This window comes from Stenotrophomonas sp. BIGb0135 (genome assembly GCF_024810105.1).
Classification (GTDB): Bacteria; Pseudomonadota; Gammaproteobacteria; order Xanthomonadales; family Xanthomonadaceae; genus Stenotrophomonas; species Stenotrophomonas maltophilia_AB.
Map to the genome: position 1 here is coordinate 15031 of NZ_JANUDX010000015.1, position 21445 is coordinate 36475.

14 protein-coding genes are annotated in these 21445 nt (G+C 68.0%); 8 read left to right on the forward strand and 6 right to left on the reverse strand.

Annotated elements, in window-relative coordinates; translation table 11 throughout:
- Nucleotides 1–132: 132 nt before the first annotated feature.
- Both M2421_RS20350 and M2421_RS20355 read right to left on the reverse strand, forming a co-directional pair.
- A complete protein-coding gene (locus tag M2421_RS20350; protein ID WP_259210182.1) occupies nucleotides 133–1149 on the reverse strand; it encodes a cupin-like domain-containing protein in 1017 nt (338 codons plus the stop codon).
- Nucleotides 1150–1274: 125 nt separating this feature from the next.
- Nucleotides 1275–4271, reverse strand: a complete 2997-nt coding sequence (locus M2421_RS20355; protein WP_259210184.1) for a TonB-dependent receptor — start codon at nucleotides 4269–4271, stop codon at nucleotides 1275–1277.
- A gap of 425 nt (nucleotides 4272–4696) precedes the next feature.
- Here M2421_RS20355 and M2421_RS20360 point away from each other — a divergent pair, with 425 nt between their 5' ends.
- On the forward strand, nucleotides 4697–5968 hold the full coding sequence (locus M2421_RS20360; RefSeq protein ID WP_259210185.1) for a sugar MFS transporter: 1272 nt from the start codon (nucleotides 4697–4699) through the stop codon (nucleotides 5966–5968).
- A gap of 9 nt (nucleotides 5969–5977) precedes the next feature.
- Here M2421_RS20360 and M2421_RS20365 read toward each other — a convergent pair whose 3' ends face one another.
- Nucleotides 5978–6985: a LacI family DNA-binding transcriptional regulator gene (locus tag M2421_RS20365; protein ID WP_259210186.1), complete on the reverse strand. Its 1008-nt coding sequence runs from the start codon at nucleotides 6983–6985 to the stop codon at nucleotides 5978–5980.
- A 378-nt stretch (nucleotides 6986–7363) separates the two neighbouring features.
- Here M2421_RS20365 and M2421_RS20370 point away from each other — a divergent pair, with 378 nt between their 5' ends.
- Nucleotides 7364–9901 (forward strand): glycoside hydrolase family 3 protein, encoded by a 2538-nt coding sequence (locus M2421_RS20370; protein WP_259210187.1) that lies wholly within the window; start codon nucleotides 7364–7366, stop codon nucleotides 9899–9901.
- A gap of 601 nt (nucleotides 9902–10502) precedes the next feature.
- On the opposite strand, the gene rho is transcribed toward M2421_RS20370, so the two are convergent.
- Together rho and trxA are read right to left on the reverse strand one after the other, a co-directional pair.
- Nucleotides 10503–12287: a transcription termination factor Rho gene (gene rho, locus M2421_RS20375; protein WP_259210188.1), complete on the reverse strand. Its 1785-nt coding sequence runs from the start codon at nucleotides 12285–12287 to the stop codon at nucleotides 10503–10505.
- A gap of 221 nt (nucleotides 12288–12508) precedes the next feature.
- Complete coding sequence (gene trxA, locus M2421_RS20380; protein ID WP_019183509.1) at nucleotides 12509–12838, reverse strand: thioredoxin TrxA; 330 nt, start codon at nucleotides 12836–12838, stop codon at nucleotides 12509–12511.
- A 566-nt stretch (nucleotides 12839–13404) separates the two neighbouring features.
- Between trxA and rhlB the strand changes: the two genes are divergently transcribed.
- From rhlB to ung, 5 genes are all read left to right on the forward strand, one after another.
- Complete coding sequence (gene rhlB, locus M2421_RS20385; RefSeq protein WP_259210190.1) at nucleotides 13405–15123, forward strand: ATP-dependent RNA helicase RhlB; 1719 nt, start codon at nucleotides 13405–13407, stop codon at nucleotides 15121–15123.
- A gap of 222 nt (nucleotides 15124–15345) precedes the next feature.
- Nucleotides 15346–16032 (forward strand): cell division ATP-binding protein FtsE, encoded by a 687-nt coding sequence (gene ftsE, locus M2421_RS20390; protein WP_259210193.1) that lies wholly within the window; start codon nucleotides 15346–15348, stop codon nucleotides 16030–16032.
- A complete protein-coding gene (gene ftsX / locus M2421_RS20395) occupies nucleotides 16029–16979 on the forward strand; it encodes a permease-like cell division protein FtsX (protein ID WP_259210194.1) in 951 nt (316 codons plus the stop codon). The genes ftsE and ftsX overlap by 4 nt, the downstream gene beginning before the upstream one ends.
- 7 nt (nucleotides 16980–16986) lie before the next feature.
- Nucleotides 16987–17829, forward strand: a complete 843-nt coding sequence (locus M2421_RS20400; protein WP_259210195.1) for a response regulator — start codon at nucleotides 16987–16989, stop codon at nucleotides 17827–17829.
- On the forward strand, nucleotides 17826–18533 hold the full coding sequence (ung, locus tag M2421_RS20405) for a uracil-DNA glycosylase (RefSeq protein ID WP_259210196.1): 708 nt from the start codon (nucleotides 17826–17828) through the stop codon (nucleotides 18531–18533). Before M2421_RS20400 ends, ung begins: the two co-directional genes overlap by 4 nt.
- A 37-nt stretch (nucleotides 18534–18570) precedes the next feature.
- On the opposite strand, the gene M2421_RS20410 is transcribed toward ung, so the two are convergent.
- Nucleotides 18571–18936, reverse strand: coding sequence for a helix-turn-helix transcriptional regulator (locus tag M2421_RS20410; protein WP_310440441.1), 366 nt, complete (start codon nucleotides 18934–18936; stop codon nucleotides 18571–18573).
- 332 nt (nucleotides 18937–19268) lie between these two features.
- On the opposite strand from M2421_RS20410, the gene M2421_RS20415 reads away from it, so the two are divergent.
- Nucleotides 19269–21407, forward strand: coding sequence for a hypothetical protein (locus M2421_RS20415; protein ID WP_259210197.1), 2139 nt, complete (start codon nucleotides 19269–19271; stop codon nucleotides 21405–21407).
- Nucleotides 21408–21445 lie beyond the last annotated feature (38 nt).

A 21445-nucleotide genomic window follows, 5' to 3' on the forward strand; every position in this document is an offset into this window, starting at 1 on the left:
GGGACGGATGGAACGGCATCGATGGAGCAATCAGGAGCGCACGACTTCCCCGCTCCCGGGCGGACTACGGTCACGGCGCGGATTATTGCGGATTCCGCCGCCGCGTGGGTGAAGCGGTGCGTGCCGCAGCGCTCAGCGCTCCAGGCGCCTGCGCAGCACGCTGCGCACGTTGCCGGCCGTGGCGGCATCCAGCGGTGCCAGCACGCCGCGCGCGTGTGCGGGAATATGTGCGTGGGTTCCCGCGTCGGCCTCGAACACGTAGTGGTCAAACAGGGCCCGCCAGTGCGCGCGCTGCGCGGGTGGCAGCTCGCGCAGGGCCAGCATCGCCAGCATCAGGGCATTCATCGGCGCGTCCATCCACGCCGGCACCGGCCGCCACCAGCTGTTGACCAGCACGTTGAAGGCGTCCAGGCCTTCCATGTGGTGCCACCACAACGAGGGAATGAACACCGCATCCCCCGGTCCCAGCTCGGCGACCTGGGCCTGCGCAAGCGCCACGGGGAAGCGCGGGAAGCGCTGCAGGTCCGGCGAAGCGAAATCGACCAGGCTGACCGCCTGCCCGGCCGGGGTGAAATCCAGCGGCCCGATGTACAGGTTGTCGATCTGGTCGGGCGGAAACAGGGTGACCCGGCGCCGGCCGGCGGCCACGCAGGCCAGGTTGTCCGGCACGTCCTGGTGGGCGGCGATGCGCGAGCGGTTGCCGATCCAGATGCTGGTCAGCGGTTCGTCCACGCCCAGCACCAACGGGTTGGCGGCGGCGAAGCCGGGCAGGAAGCTGTCCAGCGTGGTCGAGGCCACGTAGATGGTGGGCGGTGCCGGTTCGGCCTGGTACTTGAGCAGCGTATCCAGCACCACCCTCAGGGCGATCTGTTCGCGGCGGAAATTGAAGCCGGTCATGTCCTCGTTGTAGAAGATCCGGCCCTGCGCCTGCGGTGCGGCGGTGGTGGCGGTGACCGGCATCCGGCCGTGGTCGAACTGCTTGAGGTGGGCTACCGCCTCTGCCGCCGAGTCACGCGCGGCGGTCACCATCGGCCAGTGCGCGACCAGGCCGCGCAGCACCTTCGGGGTGGTCCACGAACGCAGCAGCGCGGGTAGCTGCGCCGGATCCAGGTCCGGGATCTCGTCGATCGGGCCGGGCAGGGGGGACATGGACATCCTCGGCGGATGGGGTGGGTGGCGCCTACCGTAGCGCACGGCCGGCGCGTGAAGCGACCGGGCGCCGGCGGAGCGGCCGCTCGTGTCGAGCGACCGCCCCACCGGCGGCCCGGGTGGGATCAGAACGTGTAGCGGACCCCGAACATGTAGCGCGGGCCGGTCTGGGTGGCGTAGCGCAGCATGTTGGTGTGGCGCGAGTAGGTGCGCATGGTTTCGTCGGTCAGGTTGATCGCTTCCAGGCTCAGGGTGAGCTGGTCGCTGACCGCGTAGCTGATGTTGAGGTCGAGCTGGCCGTAGGCATCGGTGTAGTTCGGGTTGGGGCCCTGGCCGCCGATGCCGTTGAGGAACGTGTCGCGCCAGTTGTAGGCCGCCCGCACCTGCCAGTTGTACTTCTCGTAGAACAGCACCAGGTTGGCCGAATCGCTCAGGCCGATCATCGGGTACTGGTCGCCCAGGCTCAGGTTGTCGAAGGTCAGCCCGGATTTCACCTTGGTGTAGTTGGCGGCCAGGCCGAAGCCGGTCTGCCCGAACAACTGCTGCACGCTCAGTTCCCAGCCGTCCAGGTGGTCCGAACGCTGGTTGGCCGGCACGGTGATGTCGAACCCGGCCACCGGGTCGCCAGGCTGGCCGACGATGGTGCCGGTGCGCTGCCCGGCCGAGTTGGTGCCGGTGGCGGTCACGCCCGGATCGCCGTCGTGGTTGGCGAAGATGTAATCGCGGATGCACGGCATGTCGGTCACCCCGCAGCCCGATGCCAAGGCCTCGTTCCAGTAGGTGCCGCCCACCGGCGTATGCAGCCCGGCGCTGTTGTCGCGCACGATGGTGTTGCTGATGAAGTTCTTGATGTTCTTGCGGAAGAAGCCGACCGAGGCATAGCTGGATTCGCCGTAGTACCACTCCAGCGACAGGTCGATGTTGTCCGACAGCAGCGGCTCCAGGCCCGGGTTGCCGCGCGAGCCGGTGCCGCCCTGGGTGCGCACGATGGTGTCGAAGCGCCGACCGCTGTCGATCTGGGTCCAGCCGGGCCGGCCGATGCTGCGGCTGTAGCTGCCGCGCAGGGCGAGTGTTTCGGACAGGTCCAGCTTCAGGTCCACGTTGGGCAGCACGTAGTCGTACTTGCCCTTGCCGCCGATGAAGGTACCCTCGGCGGCGTAGCCCAGGTTGAACTCATTGGCCGAGCCCCAGTTGATGCTGGTCGGCACGCGCACCAGCGCGGTCGATTCCACCTCGGTCTGCTCGTAGCGCACGCCGGCGGCCACATGCAGCGGCATCGTCCAGTCGAAGGTGGTGCGGTACTGCAGGTAGGCGCTCTTGGAGGTTTCGGTGGTGCGGATGTCTTCGGTGTACTCGGTGGGCGCCAGGTAACAGGTGGGGCAGGGCGGCTCGCCGTTGGCGGCGACCTGGCCGGCACGTTCGCGCAGGCGGTCGAAATCGAACACCAGGAACTGCCCGGTCAGGCGCGGGTCGCCGTGGCCGGAGAACGCATCGAAGTACCTGGCCATGTCATCGGCGTACCAGATGCTGTCGTCGTAGTCGGCCGGCGTGCCGAGGCCGCCCCAGGTGTCGCGCTGCATGATCGCCGAGGCCGAGCGGTTCTCCACCTTGGTGTGGCCCACGCCGAAATCCAGTGCGGAATAGTCGGCGAACTTGAACGTGCCGCGGCCCTGGTACTGCTGCACCTTGGACTTGTTGTAGCTGTTCTGGAACACCGAACCGGTGACCAGCGCATCGGCGGCCTGCACGCCGCCCGGCGGCAGCGCGATGTTGATGATCGGCAGGTCGCCGCTGTAGTCCACGGTGGTCTTGCCGCGCACGAAAGCGGCCACGCCGAGCACGCCGGCCGAGCCGTACGGGCCGTCCGGCTGGGATTCGGCGGTCGAGTTGTGGACGTCGAAGGACAGGTCCAGCGCGTCGTTCACTGCCCAGTCCACGTTGAAGCCGAGCGAATCCATCGTGTTCTTGGTGGCCAGCTTCATGCCGCCCATGGACACGTCCGAGTTGGTCATGTCCTCGCTGTAGAGGATCGGCGCCGATATCGGGCCATTGGTCCAGTTGCTGTCGCCGGGCCCGTAGTTGAACCACACCGACAGCTCGCTGCGCTGCTGCTGCACTTTGTTTTCCACGTAGGTGTAATCCAGCGTGGTGGTGACGTTGTCGGCTGGCTTCCATTGCAACGTGGCCTGGCCATTGGTGCGCTGGCGCTGCACGCCGTTGACGTTGTAGGCGGTGTTCTGCGGGCGCGCGTACACGTCGGTGGGGCCGGGCCGGTTCTGGATGCGGTCCGCATACCCCTGGCCCGGCTGCGGCAGGGCGCGCCAGTCGGTGCTTTCATTGCCGTAGAACGTGGCCCAGCCTTCGGCCACGGTGGCCTGGTTGAAGCCGGAGTCGCGCTCCTGGTAGCTGCCGCTCAAGGTCACGCCGAAGCGGTCGTCGGCGTAGCGCTGGCTGAAGATGCCCGACAGTTCGCCGGTGACGCTGGCGCCCTGCAGCGTGCGCGGCAGGTTGTCGTTGGAGCTGTCGTTGACCGCCTTCAGGCCGAGGCTGATGACCGGCTCGGATTCCAGCGGGCGCATCGTCTTGATGTCGATGGTGGCGCCGATGCCGCCGGTGGGATTGTCGGCGCGGGTGGTCTTGTACACCTCCACCGCCGAGATCGACTCGGAGGCGATGTTGGCGAAGTCGAACGAGCGCGAGCCGGACAGTCCGCCACCGCCGTTGCCGAGGTTGGAGGACGGCATCTGGCGGCCGTTGAGCAGCACCAGGTTGAAGTCCGGGCCGATGCCGCGCACGGTCACCTTGGAGCCTTCGCCGCTGGACGTGCGGTCGATCGATACGCCGCTGATGCGCTGCAGCGATTCTGCCAGGTTGGTATCGGGGAACTTGCCGATGTCCTCGGCGACGATGCCATCGACGACGCCCTGGCTGTCGCGCTTGAGGTTCATCGACGAGGTGAGGCTGCCACGGATGCCGGTGACCTGCACCGCATCGAGCGTGGTCGGGTCGGGGCTCTGCGCCGACGGCGTGGCGGCATCCTGGGCCCAGGCCGGGCTGGCCAGCACGGCCAGCAGAGCCGAAGCAAGCATCGCTTTGCGAGGTACGACCTTGTACGTCTTCATGAAAGCTCCCTCCCCAGGGAAATCGATAATGGCGGTCCTACGGCGTGATGGCGCGGTTCCACTGCACAGTCGGCCGGATTGGGAGCCATGGCTGACAGCGTTGTCAACAAACACCCCTTCGCGTCCCCCCTCCATGCGCGGTGCGGGCGATGTCCAGCGCTGTCGTCGGCATGCACGGGAAGGCGGGCAAACGCCTGCGGCGCAGGCCTTGCCATGCGTTTTTCACCGCACGGGGTCGTGCGGTTTCAGCAGCGCAGCAGCGTTGTGCAGTGCAGAACGAAACTGCGCGAAGCACACCGCGCGCCGCGCCGGGCACCGTTCGTCCTGCCATGACCGATCGGCTGACAGCGCTGGACAATCGTGGACGAAGCGGGTTCCATGTGTGGCCGCCGCGTGGCCGGCACCCCCTTCCGGAAGGACATGCAATGGACAACCCTGCTGCAGTTCGCGGGCAACACGTGCAAAGCAATGGCGTGGCGCTGGCGGTGGTCACCGCTATTTTCTTCATGTGGGGTTTCCTCACCTGCCTCAACGACATCCTCATCCCGCACCTCAAGGCCGCGTTCGCCTTGACCTGGGTGCAGGCGATGCTGGTGCAGTTCACTTTCTTCGGCGCGTACTTCCTGATGTCGCTGCCGGCCGGGCGCCTGGTCGCCGCGGTGGGCTACAAGCGCGGCATCGTTGCGGGCCTGGCCATCGCCGGGGTCGGCGCGTTGCTGTTCTGGCCCGCCGCGCACGCGCACGTGTATGGGCTGTTCCTCGGTGCGTTGTTCGTGCTCGCCACCGGCATCACCGTGCTGCAGGTAGCGGCCAACCCCTACGTGGCGCTGCTCGGTCCCGAACAGACCAGTTCCAGCCGGTTGACTCTGGCGCAGTCGATGAATGCGTTGGGCACCACGCTGGCACCGCTGTTTGGCGGGTTGCTGATCCTGTCCGCCGAGCCGCGCACCGATGCGGCGCTGGCGCTGTTGCCGCAGGCCGAGGCCTTGGCGTATCGCGCCGCCGAGGCGCAGTCCGTGCAGCTGCCGTACTTCGGCCTGGCCGTGGCGCTGTTCGTGCTGGCCGCGGCGATCTGGATGTTCCGCCTGCCGGCCATCCCCGGCGTGGAAGAGGGCGCGGTCGGTGGTCGACTGCGTGATGCCCTGCGCCATCGGCACCTGCGTTATGGGGTGCTGGCGATCTTCTTCTATGTGGGCGCGGAAGTGTCCATCGGCAGCGTGCTGGTCAACTTCCTGTCCATGCCGGGCATCGGCGAAGGCCTGACCGAGCAGGAGGCCACCCGCTACGTGTCGTTGTACTGGGGCGGTGCACTGGCCGGCCGCTTGATCGGCACGGTACTGCTGGCGCGGCTGGACCCGCGGCGCCTGCTGGGCATCTTCGCGCTGGTGGTGATGGCGCTGCTGGCGGTGACCATGCTCGGCAGTGGCGGGCTGGCCAAGTGGGCGGTGGTCAGCATCGGCCTGTTCAACTCGATCATGTTCCCGACCATCTTCGCGTTGGCCATCAGCCGCCTGGGCGCGTTGACCGGGCAGGGTTCGAGCCTGCTGGTGATGGCGATCGTCGGTGGCGCGGTGGTGCCGCTGGCGATGGGCTGGCTGGCCGATCGCCACGGCCTGCAGCTGTCCTTCCTGCTGCCGATGCTGTGCTACCTGTACATCGTCTTCTACGCGTGGTGGGGCGCGCGCCGCAGCGCGTAAACGCGCCGCTCAGCGCCGACGGGGTGCGTGGGTGGACTCACGCACCAGGACCGCATGCTCGACGGTGACCATGCGCCCGCCGTCGGCCGACCGGATCCGGTCGATCAGCTGCTCGGTGGCCAGCGTGCCCATGCGCGCGGTGGGCTGCCGCACCGTGGTCAGCGCCGGGTAGATGTGCCCGGCGATGGGGGTGTCATCGAAGCCACACACCGACAGGTCCCTGGGCACGCGCAGGCCGCGCTGCCCGGCCACGCGGTAGACCGCGGCCGCCATGTCGTCGTTGGCGGCGAAGATCGCCGTCGGCGGTTGCGGCAGGTCGAGCAGCGTGTTGGCTGCCTCGATGCCGGACTCGAACGAAAACTGCCCGCTGGCCACCAGTGCCGGGTCGTAGGCGATGCCGTGCGCACGCAGCGCCTGGCGATAGCCGGCCAGCCGCCACTGGCAGGCACCGTGCGCGCGCGGCCCCTTGATGTGGGCGATGCGGCGATGGCCCTGCGCGACCAGGTGGCCGATCAGCTCGACCACCGCGGTGGTCTCGTCCATGCGCACCCCGATGCAGCCATCGGGATGGCGCGGGGCGATGCTGGCGAACGGGATCTCGTGCTCCTCCAGGTAGGCCAGCACCACGGCATCGTCGGTCAGCGGCGGGATCAGCACCACCCCATCGGGCCGCGAATTCTCGAACAGCGCGGCCAGGTCGGGGAGGGTGCTGCGGCCGACGCCGACCGGCCCCAGGATCAGGTTGTAGTGGCTGGCGTGGCAGGCCTCGAGCATCCCGTTCTGGATTTCCATCAGGTAGTTGCGCGAGGGGTTGTTGTAGACCAGCGCCAATGCGTAGGAGCGCTGCCCGGCCAGGCTGCGCGCGGACAGGTTGGGCTTGTAGCCCAGCCGCGCCACTGCCGCGGCCACGCGCTCGCGTGTTTCGGCGCGCACGTTGGGCTCGTTGTTGAGCACGCGGGACACGGTCTTGATCGAAACGCCCGCAACTGCGGCGACATCCTCGATTCGACTACGCATGGTGCGGTGGATCCTATGTGGGGGCAGGTCGGCAGATGCCGATGGTAGTGCGGCGGTGTCGAAACGGTGTTGCCGATGCAGGCGGATGTTGCCATGCCGCGATGACTTCTGGCGTACCCGCGCATTCCGTGCGGCATCGCAACACCGGCAGCATGATCCAGGCACGCGTTTGAACGCCAGCCCCCGTCGTTGCGGGACCGACGCGGCCACCGCGACGTTGCGCAGTTGACAGTACTGGCCGCGCTTTGTATGACAGCGCTGTCAGGCAGGGGCGTTGAACCGATCCAAATCGCGTCGGCATGACGTGCTGCGCACCGCGCAGTGCGCCCGACCGCGGCAACGCCCGCCCCGATCACGCGTCATTCCCACCGGAGGTAGATGTCAGTGAACAGCCCCAACAAGACCCTTCTTGGTACCTGCCTGCTGTTGGCCCTGGCCGCGCCGGTCGCTGCCGCGCCGGCCACCGGCGAGACGCTCAAGGACTGGCCGCGGGTGACCAGCGCGATCACGCCGGATGCCGCCATCGAAGCGCGCGTGCAGCAGATCCTGGCGCAGATGACCCTGGCGCAGAAGATCGGGCAGATGACCCAGCCCGAGATCAAGACCATCACCCCCGCGCAGGTGCGCCAGTACTACATCGGTTCGGTGCTCAACGGCGGCGGTTCGTGGCCGGGCATGGACAAACATGCCAGCGTGGCCGACTGGCTGGCGCTGGCCGATGCCTACCGCGCCGCGTCGCTGGCCACCGACGCGGCTACGCCGATCCCCGTGATCTGGGGCACCGACGCGGTGCACGGGCACAACAACGTCTACGGGGCCACGCTGTTCCCGCACAACATCGGGCTGGGCGCGGCCGGCGATGCCGCGCTGATCGAGCGGATCGGCGAAGCCACCGCGCGTGCGACCCGGGCCACCGGCATCGACTGGGTCTTCGCCCCCACCCTGGCAGTGGCGCACGATCCGCGCTGGGGCCGCACTTACGAAAGTTTCTCCTCCGACCCCGCCCGCGTGCGCGAGTACGCCCGTGCCTACGTCAAGGGCGCGCAGGGCCGCTTTGGCGATGACGGCAACGTGGTCGCCACGGCCAAACACTACATCGGCGACGGTGCCACCGAGCAGGGGCGCGATCAGGGCGAGGCGCGGGTGGACAAGGCCACGATGGTCAACGTGCACGGCCAGGGCTACTACGGCGCGCTCGGCGAGGGCGTGCAGACGGTGATGGCCTCCTTCAACAGCTGGAACGATCGCAGCGGCCGCGTGGACTACGGCAAGATGCACGGCAACAAGGCGCTGCTGACCGACGCGCTTAAGGAGAAAATGGGCTTCGATGGCTTTGTCGTCTCCGACTGGAACGGCATCGCGCAGGTGCCCGGTTGCCGTAACGACAGTTGTGCGCAGGCGATCAATGCCGGCATCGACATGGTGATGGTGCCCGACGACTGGAAGGCATTCATCGCCAATACCACCGCCCAGGTGGAACGCGGCGAGATCCCGATGGCGCGCATCGACGATGCGGTCACCCGCATCCTGCGGGTCAAGCTGCGCGCCGGCCTGTTCGACCACGCGCCATCGGACAGCCGTTACGCCGGCGACGCCAGCGCGGTGCAGCACCGCGCGCTGGCGCGGCGCGCGGTCAGCGAGTCGCTGGTGCTGTTGAAGAACCAGGGCAGCGCACTGCCGTTGCGTCGCGATGCGCGGGTGATGGTGGTGGGCAAGAGTGCCGACAGTCTTTCCGACCAGGCCGGTGGCTGGTCGCTGACCTGGCAGGGAACGGAGAACACGAATGCCGATTTCCCCCATGCCGATTCGGTACTGGGCGCATTGCGTGCCGAACTGGGCACGCGGCAGGTGACCTACAGCGCCGACGCTGCCGGGCTGGACCCCGCGCAGTTCGACGTGGTCGTGGCAGTGGTCGGTGAGACGCCCTACGCCGAAACCAACGGCGACATCCTCGCCTCCGATTCGGTCAGCCACAGTCGCGCCTACCCGCAGGACCTGGCCGTGTTGCGCGCCGCCCACGCCACCGGCAAACCGGTGGTCACGGTGTATTTCTCCGGCCGGCCGATGTACGTCAACGACCTGTTGAACCTGTCGCAGGCGTTCGTGGCCGCCTGGCTACCCGGTACCGAAGGCCGTGGCATCAGCGACGTGCTGGTGGCCGGCAAGGACGGCACGCCGGCGCACGATTTCCGCGGCCGGCTGAGCTTCCCGTGGCCGGGCGTGCCGTGCCCGGCGCCGATCGACCAGCCCGACGCGACGCGGCCGGCGCTGTTCAAGCTGGGCTACGGCTTGCGCTATGCCGCGGCGGGGAACGTCGCGCGCCTGCCCGAAGCCAACCCGGACAACTGTGGCGAGGTGACCACGCTGCCCATCTTCAACCGTGCCGACACGCCGCCGTTCTCGTTGCACGTCGCTGCCGGCGGCGTTACCCAGCCGCTGGGCAATGATCTCAACGCCACGCTGCGCTGGCCGGCCACCACGCCGGTGGTGCAGGTGCGGACCGTGCAGGTGAATACCCAGCAGGACGCCAAGGAAGTCACCTGGCTGGCGCCGGCGCAGCTGATCGCACGCAGCACCTCGCGGCGCAACCTCGCCGCGCTGGCGCGCAACCACGGGGCGCTGCAGTTCGACGTGCAGCTGGTGCAGCGCCCGGGCTCGCCGGTGAAAGTGACCATGCAGTGCGGTACCGGCTGCGAGGGCGGGGTGGATATCGCGCCGCTGCTGGCCAGGCGCGCGCCGGGGCAGAAGCAGACGGTGACGGTGCCGCTGGCGTGCTTCGCCAAACAGGGCGTGGACCTGGGCGCGGTGGAAGCCCCGTTCGTGGTCAGCGCGGACAAGCCGTTTGCGGCAGCGTTCACCCACGTGCGGGTGTCGGTGGATGCGGACAAGGCGGAAGGCGCAGTCCCCTGCCCGTGAGGCAACGGTAGAGCCGAGCCATTCTCGGCTGACGGCCCAGGATGGTCTCTGCACCGGCGGGGTTTTTGATGCACGGACCGGAGAGCAGCCGAGCATGGCTCGGCTCTACCCGGGCAACGGTGGAGGTCCCGCGTTGGTGCAACGAAGGAGGCCCCGCATTGGTGCAGCGAAAGAGGCCACGTACCGGTGCGACAAAGGAGCCCCATTGGTGCAACGAAGGAGGCCACGTACCGGTGCGGGTGTCGCTGGATGCGGACAAGGCGGAAGGCGCGGTCGGCGTCCCGTGAGGTCATGGTAGAGCCGAGCCATGCTCGGCTGACGGCCCAGGATGGTCTCTGCACCACCGGGTTTTCATGCGCGGACCGGAGAGCAGCCGAGCATGGCTCGGCTCTACCTTTTGCGACGCAAGAGTCCCCGCGCAGGTGCAACGAAAGAGTCCCCGCGCAGGTGCAACGCAAGAGTCCCCGCACAGGTGCAACGAAAGAGTCCCCGCCGCGATGCAACCAAAGGTGCTCCCATCGATGCAACGGAGGAGGCCCCACCGATGCAACGAAAAAGGCCCCGCAGTGCGGGGCCTTTTTCTATTTCGATGCAGCGCCGATCAGCGCTTCATCGAACCGAAGAACTCGTCGTTAGACTTGGTGTTCTTCATCTTGTCGAGCAGGAATTCCATTGCGGCCATTTCATCCATCGGATGCAGCAGCTTGCGCAGGATCCAGATCTTCTGCAGCAGTTCCGGTTCGATCAGCAGGTCTTCGCGACGGGTACCCGAGCGGTTGATGTCGATCGCCGGGAACACGCGCTTTTCAGAGATGCGGCGGCTCAGGTGCACTTCGCTGTTGCCGGTGCCCTTGAACTCTTCGTAGATCACCTCGTCCATCTTGCTGCCGGTATCGACCAGCGCGGTGGCGATGATGGTCAGGCTGCCGCCTTCCTCCACGTTGCGCGCGGCGCCGAAGAAGCGCTTCGGACGGTGCAGGGCGTTGGCGTCCACACCACCGGTGAGCACCTTGCCGGAGCTGGGCACCACGTTGTTGTAGGCACGCGCCAGGCGGGTGATCGAGTCGAGCAGGATCACCACGTCCTTCTTGTGCTCGACCAGGCGCTTGGCACGCTCGATCACCATTTCGGCAACCTGCACGTGACGAGCGGCCGGCTCGTCGAAGGTGGAGCTGATGACTTCGCCGCGCACGGTGCGCTGCATTTCAGTCACTTCTTCCGGGCGCTCATCGATCAGCAGCACGATCAGGTGCACGTCCGGATGATTGGTGGTGATCGCCGTGGCCACCTGCTGCATCATCATCGTCTTGCCGGCCTTGGGCTGGGACACGATCAGCGAACGCTGGCCCTTGCCCTGCGGTGCCATCAGATCGAGGATGCGGCCGGTGATGTCTTCGGACGACCCGTTGCCGCGTTCCAGGGTGAAACGCTTGCGCGGGAACAGCGGGGTCAGGTTCTCGAACAGCACCTTGTTCTTGGACGCTTCCAGCGGCTCACCGTTGATGGTGTCCACGATCGACAGCGCGAAGTAACGCTCGCCGTCCTTCGGGAAGCGGATGCGGCCGGACAGGTGGTCGCCGGTGCGCAGGTTGAAGCGGCGGATCTGGCTGGGCGAGATGTAGGTATCGTCCGGACCGGCCAGGTAGCTGGCTTCGGCCGCGCGCAGGAAACCGAAGCCGTCGGGCAGGATTTCCAGCACGCCGTCGGCGGCGACGCCGTCACCGTGGCGGGTAAGCACCTTGAGCAGGGCGAAGATCACGTCCTGCTTGCGGGCACGCGCCACGCCTTCGGAGATCTGCAGCTGCTCGGCGATTTCCAGCAGCTTCTGCGCCGGCATGCGCTTGAGGTCGCTCAGCGAATAGACCGGGAAGCCTTCGGGAACGTTGGGCTGCTGGCTGCGCACGAACGGCTGCTGTTCGCTGTTGTCCTGCGGCATGCCGTCGTCGTTGTAGCGATCGCCACCGCGGTTGCGGTCACGGTCGCGACGATTGCGGAAGCGGTCGCGGCGGTTGCCCTGGCCTTGACCCTGGCCTTGGCCCTGATTCTGGCCCTGGCCCTGCTGCTGGTACGGGTTCTGCCCGCCCTTGGCGTTGTGGTTGCCGTTCTGGTTGCGCTGGCCACCGTCGCCGGTGTCCTGCTGCGCACCGCCCTGGCCGGACGATGATTCGCCGGACGGCGCGGCCGGTGCCTGCTGGGGCGCGGCCGGTGCGGCGACCGGCGCCGGCGCGTCAGGCGCGGCAGCCAGGGGCAGGGCGGATTGATGCGTGGGGGAAGAACCGGTGTCGGCCGCGGTGTTGGCGGCGGCCTTGGCGACGCGCGGCTTGCGCACGCGCTTCTCGGCGGGCGCGTCGGCGCTCCCGGGTTCGGAAGTAGTGATATCGGACAAGTGCTGGATTCCTCGCTGGAAGGTGCGAGCGCCCGGCAGGGCGGCGAAGTTTGGGAAAGGATTCTGGAAAGAACGTCGTCCAGAAGATGCGGCGCGCGAATGCGGCCGGATGCTGCCGACACTAACACCGGCTCGCGGCGGCGCGCAAGCCGGGTGGGGCAGGGTCATTCATGCGGGCGCAGGGCCCGCGGCAGCCGGCGGGTGCCGGCTGCCTGCCTGGATCAGGCCAGGGCCTTGTCGAGCATGCCGGCCAGCTGGGCCTTGCCGACGGCGCCGATCTGCTGCGCCTGCACCTCGCCGTCCTTGAAGACCAGCAGCATCGGGATCGAGCGGACGTGGTACTTGGCGGCCAGGGCGCGGTTCTGGTCCACGTTGACCTTGGCGATCTTGGCGCGGCCGTTGTAGGCGTCGGCCAGTTCGTCCAGGGCGGGGGCGATCATCTTGCACGGGCCACACCATTCGGCCCAGAAATCGACCAGCACCGGTTCCTTGGAATTCAGCACTGCGCTATCGAAGTCGGCATCGCCGACATGTACAACCTTGTCGCTCATCTTGGATTCTCGTCTGGAAATGCACCCGGCCGGGCCGGAGGAGGTTGAATTTGGACGCCACCGACCGGTGCCGTCCGCGTCTGCTGCCTCGTGGCCGCGACGGCGGCCAGCGGTGCGCCAGGTGGATGCCTGGACGCTCACGGCGGGCAGTGTACCCCTATCGTCGCGGGCGGGCAGGTGCAGGCTGAAATCCAGCATCCTGTGATTGGCGTCGCGCGTTGATCGGGCCACTGGATCGGATATGCGGCCGTGGGCCGGCGCCCACCAGCCCCGCGATGGGGCCTGTTCAACTGGCGGCAGGCCCCGTGAAGCCTGCGATAAGAGCCATCAGGGACCCGTGTCGCAGCGGCGCAAGACGGCCCGTGGCAGGGCGTCTCGCCAGGGTCTGCGACGGTCGGCCCCGGTTTGGCGCCGACATTGCGCTAAACTGGGTCACTGTGCGGCGCCCGCAGACCTGATGGTCCGGCCCCGCCGACCCCGGCGCAGGGCCCGCAATGGCGACGGTGCCCCCAAGATTGCAAGCCTCCCGCGCACCGCTGCCGGGCCGGCCTTACCAAGACGGACACATGAGCGACAAACCGCTGACCGATTTGACCTTCTCCTCCTTCGAGCTGCATCCGGCCCTGCAGGCCGGCCTGGAAGGAGCCGGATTCACCCGTTGCACGCCCATCCAGGCGCTGACCCTGCCGGTGGCACTGCCCGGCGGCGATGTCGCCGGCCAGGCCCAGACCGGCACCGGCAAGACGCTGGCCTTCCTGGTCGCGGTGGTGAACCGCCTGCTGACCCGCCCGGCGCTGGCCGACCGCAAGCCGGAAGACCCGCGCGCGCTGATCCTGGCCCCGACCCGCGAACTGGCCATCCAGATCCACAAGGATGCGGTCAAGTTCGGCTCGGACCTGGGCCTGCGCTTCGCGCTGGTCTACGGCGGCGTGGACTACGACAAGCAGCGCGAGATCCTGCAGCAGGGCGTGGACGTGATCATCGCCACCCCCGGCCGCCTGATCGACTACGTCAAGCAGCACAAGGTGGTCTCGCTGCACGCCTGCGAGATCTGCGTGCTCGACGAAGCCGACCGCATGTTCGACCTGGGCTTCATCAAGGACATCCGCTTCCTGCTGCGCCGCATGCCCGAGCGCACCACGCGCCAGACGCTGCTGTTCAGCGCCACGCTCAGCCACCGCGTGCTGGAGCTGGCCTACGAGCACATGAACGAGCCGCAGAAGCTGGTGGTGGAAAGCGAGTCGATCACCGCCGCACGCGTGCGCCAGCGCATCTACTTCCCGGCCGACGAAGAGAAGATTCCGCTGCTGCTGGGCCTGCTGTCGCGCAGCGAAGGCGCGCGCACCATGGTCTTCGTCAACACCAAGGTGTTCGTCGAGCGCGTGGCGCGTTCGCTGGAGAAGGCCGGTTATCGTGTCGGCGTGCTGTCCGGTGACGTGCCGCAGAAGAAGCGCGAGAGCCTGCTCAACCGCTTCCAGAAGGGCCAGCTCGAGATCCTGGTGGCCACCGACGTGGCCGCGCGCGGCCTGCACATCGATGGCATCAAGTACGTCTACAACTACGACCTGCCGTTCGACGCCGAAGATTACGTGCACCGTATCGGCCGTACCGCGCGCCTGGGCGAAGAGGGCGATGCGATCAGCTTCGCCTGCGAACGCTATGCGATGGGCCTGCCGGACATCGAGGCGTACATCGAGCAGAAGATCCCGGTCGAGCCGGTCACCAGCGAGATCCTGACCGCGCTGCCGCGCCCGGAGCGCGCACCTGCTGCGCCGGGTGAGGAAGGCGACGAGAACGAGAGCGTGGGCCAGATCTTCCGCGAAGCGCGCGAAGCACGTGCCGCTGAAGAACAGCGCCGTGGCGGCGGTAGCAGCAGTGGCCGCGGCGGCAAGCCGTCCGGTGGCCGTGGCGAACGCCGCGCCCCGGGCGAGCGCAGCGCCGATGGCGCGCCGCGCCGCGAGCGCAAGCCGCGCGTGCAGGGTGAGGCGCCGGTCGTCGCCGCTGCCGCCGAGGCCGCGCCGCAGGCTGCACCGGCCGTGGCCCCGTCCGTGGCCCCGACTGCCGACGGCAGCCCGGCCGTGGAAGGCGAGCGTGCCCCGCGCAAGCGTCGTCGTCGTCGCCACGGCCGTCCGGTCGAAGGCGCCGAGGGCGCGGCAGCGACCGGCCCGGTGACCCCGGTGCAGGTGGCCGCCAAGCCGATGCGTGCCACCCCGGCCGCCGATCCGGGCGCGTCGTTCCTGACCCGCATCGGGCGCAAGATCCGCCGGATGCTGTCCGGTTCGTAAGACCTGACGCCTGACCCGCGCGGTCCGATGTCCCGCCCCCTCGGCAAGGGGGCGGTCGCGAAGCGACGGGGGGATCGGGTGCTGATGAAGCGGACCCACGGTTGGCGCAGCCAATCGTGGGGCGACAGCGCGAAGGCGATGTTGCGTCCCCCGGCCAACGGCCGGCACGACCGATGCACCCCCCACCTGCACGTCGTCACCCTCGTCCTGCATAATCAGGGGATGAGCGTCCTGCGTTTTGACAATGTCAGTAAACAGTATGCCGGCGGCCACCAGGCCCTGGTCGACGTCAGCTTTGATGTCGCCCCCGGCGAAATGCTGTTCGTCACCGGCCACTCCGGTGCGGGCAAGAGCACCCTGCTCAAGTTGATCCACCTCGACGAGCGGCCCAGCCGCGGCGCGGTGATCTTCAATGAGCGCAACCTGCTCAAGGTGCGCGGCGGCAATATCCCGCGGCACCGTCGCGAGGTGGGCGCGGTCTACCAGGACCATCGCCTGCTGATGGACCGCAGCATCGCCGAGAACGTCGCGTTGCCGCTGATCCTGCGTGGCACCCGTCGCGCCGACATCGGCAAGCGGGTGCGCTCGGTGCTGGAACGCATGGGCCTGGGCCACCGCGAAAAGGCCTTGCCCTCGCAGCTGTCGGCCGGTGAGCAGCAGCGTGTCGGTATCGCCCGTGCGATCGTCAGCGAGCCCAAGCTGCTGGTCGCCGACGAACCCACCGGCAATCTGGATCCGACCCTGGCGGCGGAAATCATGGCGCTGTTCGCCGAACTGCCCGACCGCGGCACCAGCGTGCTGGTGGTCAGCCACGACCTGGCGCTGCTGCGGCACATGCGCAAGCGCGTGTTGATCCTGGACCACGGCAAGCTGATCGACGACATCTCGCCGCAGGACCTGGCCGAATGAACGCACCGACCAACAAGGAAGCTGCAGCGCCGTCGCGCCTGGGCGTGTGGCTGCACCACCACGGCCACAGCGTGGTGTTCAGCCTGGGCCGCGCGTGGCGCAAGCCGTGGGCCACGCTGCTCACCATCATGGTGATGGCGCTGGCCCTGGCGTTGCCGCTGGGCCTGTCGATCGCACTGGACAACCTCACGCATTTCGCCGGCAGCGTGCAGCAGTCGCGCGACATCAACCTGTTCCTGAAGACCGACGTGGCCGCGGCCGCCGCCGGCGAGGTGGCCGATTCGCTGCGCGGCCGTGCCGACGTGGCCAACGTCACCGTGCAGACGCCCGAACAAGGCCTGCAGGAGTTGCGCGAAGGCGCCGGGCTGGGCGAGGCGATCGATGCGCTGCACGACAACCCGCTGCCCACCCTGCTGATCGTGACGCCCAAGGCCGGTGCCGACGATGCCCGCCTGGCGCAGTCGCTGGAGGGCCTACCGCAGGCGGACCTGGTGCAGCACGACGCGCTGTGGCGCAAGCGCCTGGATGCCTGGCTGGGCTTCGGCTCGCGGCTGGTGCAGGTGTTGTCGGTGCTGCTCGGCCTGGGCGCCGCGCTGGTGGTCGGCAACACGGTGCGGCTGGACATCCAGGCGCGTCGCGACGAGATCGGCGTGCTGCAGCTGCTGGGCGCCAGCGATGGCTTCATCCGCCGCCCGTTCCTGTACCTCGGCGCCTGGTACGGCCTGGGCGCCGGTGCGGTGGCGCTGGGCCTGATCGGCGTGGCCGGGCTGGCCCTGCGCCCGCCGTTGGCGGCGCTGTCGGAAAGTTATGCCAGCCCGTTCGTGCTGCACGGGTTGGACCTGCTGCATTCATCGTTCGTGCTGGTCGGCACCGTGGTGCTGGGCTGGCTGGGCGCGTGGCTGGTGACGGGGCATTTCCTGCGCCAGACCCGACCGACCGAAACCTGAGGCCCGCATGCGCCCGCAAGCTTTGAAGCACCTGGTCGACGACGCACCGCGCGTGATGGTGGTCGACGGCTCCAAGCTGGTCCGCAAGTTGATTGCCGATGTGCTGCAACGCGAACTGCCGGCGGTGGACGTGGTGGGCTGTGCCAGCATCGAAGAGGCACGCCGCGCGCTGGAAGCCGGGCCGGTGAACCTGGTGACCACCTCGCTCACGCTCAGCGACGGCGATGGCCTGGCGCTGGCGCGGCTGGTGCGCGAGACCGCGGGGCAGGCCTACGTGCCGGTGATCGTGGTATCCGGCGATGCGCAGCAGCATCTGGAACAACGCCGCTTCACCGAATACGTCACCGACTATTTCGACAAGGCGCTGGGGCATGAAGCGTTGGCCACCTTCATCCGTGGCTACGTGCAGCCGGAAACCATTCCCGGCGCGACCATCCTGTATGTCGAGGACAGCCGCGTGGTGGCCGAGGCGACCAAGCGCATGCTCGAACGCCAGAGCCTGCGCGTGCTGCACGTGATGACCGCCGAGGAAGCCTTCGCGCTGCTCACCGCCGAATCGCTGGGCCGCAGCAGCCACCGCATCGACCTGGTGCTGACCGATGTCACCCTGAAGGGCGAGCTCAGCGGCCTGGACGTGGTGGAGCGCGTGCGCGTGGATTTCGGATACGGCAAGCGGCGCCTGCCGGTGCTGGTGATGACCGGCGACGGCAACCCGCTCAACCAGTCGGGGCTGCTGCAGGCCGGTGCCAACGACCTGGTGCAGAAGCCGATCGAAGAACGCCTGCTGGTGACCAAGGTGCTGTTCCAGCTGCGCCTGGCCCGGCTCAACGACCGACCCGTGGTGCGATGAACGACGAAGCAACCCCGAGCATCCAGCTCGAACCGAGCTGGAAGGCGCGCATTGGCGAGTGGCTGCTGCGACCGGAGATGCGTGAGCTGTCCAGCTTCCTGCGCCAGCGCAAGGCCGCCGGCGCGCACGTGTTCCCGCCGGGGCCGCAGATCTTCGCGGCCTTCGATGCCACCCCGTTCGAGCAGGTCAAGGTGGTGATCCTGGGCCAGGACCCGTATCACGGCGCGGGGCAGGCGCATGGCCTGAGCTTCTCGGTGATGCCGGGGGTACCGGTGCCGCCCTCGCTGGTCAACATCTACAAGGAAATCGAGGCCGACCTCGGGATCCCGCGGCCGGACCACGGCTGCCTGCTGCCGTGGGCGCACCAGGGCGTGCTGCTGCTCAACGCGGTGCTGACCGTGGAAGAGGGCCAGGCCGGCGCGCACCAGAAGCGTGGCTGGGAAGGCTTCACCGATCATGTGGTGGAGACCCTCAACCGCGAGCGCGACGGAGTGGTGTTCATGCTCTGGGGCAGCTACGCGCAGCAGAAGGGCAAGGTGATCGACACCAGCCGCCATCGCGTGCTGAAGGCGCCGCATCCGTCGCCGCTGTCGGCACACCGCGGTTTCCTCGGCTGCCAGCATTTCTCGATGGCCAACACCTACCTGCAGCGCCGGGGCCAGGCGCCGATCGACTGGGCATTGCCGCCGCGCGCGGCGCTGTAACCCACCTGGGCCGCTGGCCAGGCGCGGTGGCCCGCGATCAGTCGGTGAGCATTTCCATGATTGCGCGCGCCACCTGGCGTTTGCGCGCGGGCATGCGCCGCAGCAGCGAGAGAATCTCGGTTTCCTGGACGGTGCGCGCCGCCTCCACCGGCAGGCTTTCCGGCAGGGGCAGGTCGACGCCATCCTCCGGTCGTCCCGGTCCGCGCCCGGTCGCCAGCCATTCAAAATGGACTTGCGTCACAATTGCGATGCAGGCAAGGTGTTGCACGCTCGGGAATGTGCCGCCTTCCCGTTCCCACTGCGCCACGGCGCTGCGGCGCACGCCGGCCTCCAACGCCAACTGTGATTGAGACAGGCCAGCCGTTAGTCGGGCTCGCCGGATTCTGTCGCACATCGCCTTCATTTACTGCCCCCTTTCCCTGTTCGGTAAGTGTTGCTTCCCTGAAAGCGATTCTTTTGCCGCCTGTACAGAAGCGCTTTCTCACACTGCTGCTGCAAGGGTATTGCGTGGACGCCGGCCCGCCAGCAAGCGTTACTGCCCTCCATTTTCACGCCGTCGTGTTTGACGGAATTTTCGTTGCCTCGCATTAATCGTCCCGAACCGGACATAAACGCTTTCCCAAGCGGAAAACGACACCGGCAGGGACGACCAGAACGGCGATGGAGTAAATCCACCGTCACGGTCGGTTTCTGCCCAGAAACGGCGGAGACGCATGTATGGTTAATGTGAAAGGCGTGAAAGATTCGTCATTGCGGTGGCAGGCGTTGGCCCTGCTGGCCCTGCTGGCGGTGCTTTCATGCCTGGGTCGGGCACAGGCCCAATCTGCATGCACCGCCGGCGCCTGCGTCAGTGCGGGGCCGCGCCTGGCCTCGGTCGACTCCACCCAGAGCCCGGTACTGAACCTGCTGTTCGGCGCGCTGCTGCCGGGCACCACCCTCAACCTGAGCGTGGCCGACTGGAACAACCTGGCCGGTGCCAACATCAACCTCAACGCACTGCTGACCCAGCTCAACGGCGGGGTGGTGGTGAGCGATCCCAGCCAGGTGCTCAACACCAACATCACCCTCGGCCAGTTGCGCGCGGCGATGGTGCAGGTGCTGCAGGCCGACAACCAGTCCGCGGCCGCCAACGTGCTCAACGCCCTGCCGCTCGGCGTGGCCGGCGTCACCGGCAGCATCCGCCTGGCCGACATCCTGCAGATCGCCCTCCCCACCGGCTCGCTGGCGACCGTGCGGCTCAACGTGCTCGACCTGCTCACCGGCGGCGTGCAGCTGTACAACTTCCGCAACGTGCTGACCACGCCAACGCCGATCACCGTCAACACCGCCGCGCTTGGCCTCAATGGCGTGGCCAACGTGCGCCTGTGGGCGCAGGTGATCGAGCCGCCGGTCTACAACTGCGGTGCAGTGGGTGCGGCGTTCCACAGTGCGGCCATCCGCATCAAGCTCGATCTGGACCTGGTGCAGGGGCTCAACACCGGCACGCTCAGTGCCGCGCTCAGTGGCCTCAACCTGCTGGGGGTGTCGCTGTCCAACACCAGTATCAGCGCCGACGTGCTGCACCTGCAGCTGTATGCCGACGTCGCCCGCGCCGAAGGCTCGATCTCGGCGATCAACCTGGTCGGCAACGCCGTCACCCTGCAGGCGCGGCCGGGCCTGGTGAACCTGTACGTCGGGCAGATCAGCGACGCCACGTTCTTCAATCGCAGCACGGTGCTGAGCGACACCGCACTCACCGCGGCCACGCTGACCTCGCTGAGCGTGCGCGTGCGCGTGTCGGCCAACGTGCTGGGGCTGCTCACGCCGATTGCCGACATCACCATTCCCCTGACGGTCAGCGTGCGCAGCTACGCCACCGCGACCCCGGGGCTGCAGAGTGCGAGCTTCACCGGGCCGTACCCGCAGACCCGCACGCTGACCGCCGGCACGGTCAGTGCGGCCACGATGGTGTCCACGCTGGTCAACTCGCTGAGCATCCAGGTGACCAGTGGCAACCCCACCGTGACCCTGCTCGGCGGCATCGCCTTGCCGTTGCCGGTGGCCGACCTGGTGAATGGCATCGTCAACACCCTGCTGACCCCGATCCGCACCCAGGTCAACGCGCTGGTCACGCCCGTGCTGACCGCGTTGCTGGGCGGCCTGGTCGACAACCTGCTGGCGCTGCTGGGCATCCGCATCGGCCAGGCGGTGTTCACCGTGGAGGGCATCACCCAGGCGTGCGCGGCCACGCTGCAGCTGGTCAAGCTGCTGCAGCCGACCAGCGACACCGGCCGCTTCAACCTGTCCATCGCCTACAACGGCAGCACCGTGGGGTCGGCCAGCAACGTCGGTAACAACGGCGCCACTGCCGCGGTGATCACCGTGCCCGGTGGCAGCTACGCGCTGGCCGAAGCGGCCGCGGCCGGCACCACGCTCACCCGCTATGCCAGCAGTTGGCAATGCGTGGACCAGAACAACACGGTGGTGTCCTCCGGCAGTGGCGGCACCTTCACCCTGCAGGCACCGGCGATGACCGCCACCGCGGTAACGCTGGTGTGCAGCATCACCAACCGCACGCGCCAGGCCGACCTGTCGATCACCAAGACGGACGGCAGCGGCAGCTACACGCCGGGCGGCACCGCCACGTACACGCTGCTGGTGCGCAACGACGGCCCCGATCCGGTCACCAATGCGGTGGTCACCGACAGCCTGCCCAACGGCACCACGCTGCGCGGCGCATGGACCTGCAGCGCCAGCAGTGGAAGTGCCTGCGCGGCCGCCAGCGGCGGCGCGGTCGGTGGCAACGCGGTCAACGTCGGCGTGACTCTGATCAACGGCGGACAGGCAACGATCAGCGTACCGGTCAGCTTCAGCAACAGTCCCGGCGCGTATTAGCGCCGGGTGCAGCAGCGTGGGTAGCGCAGGCAATGCCC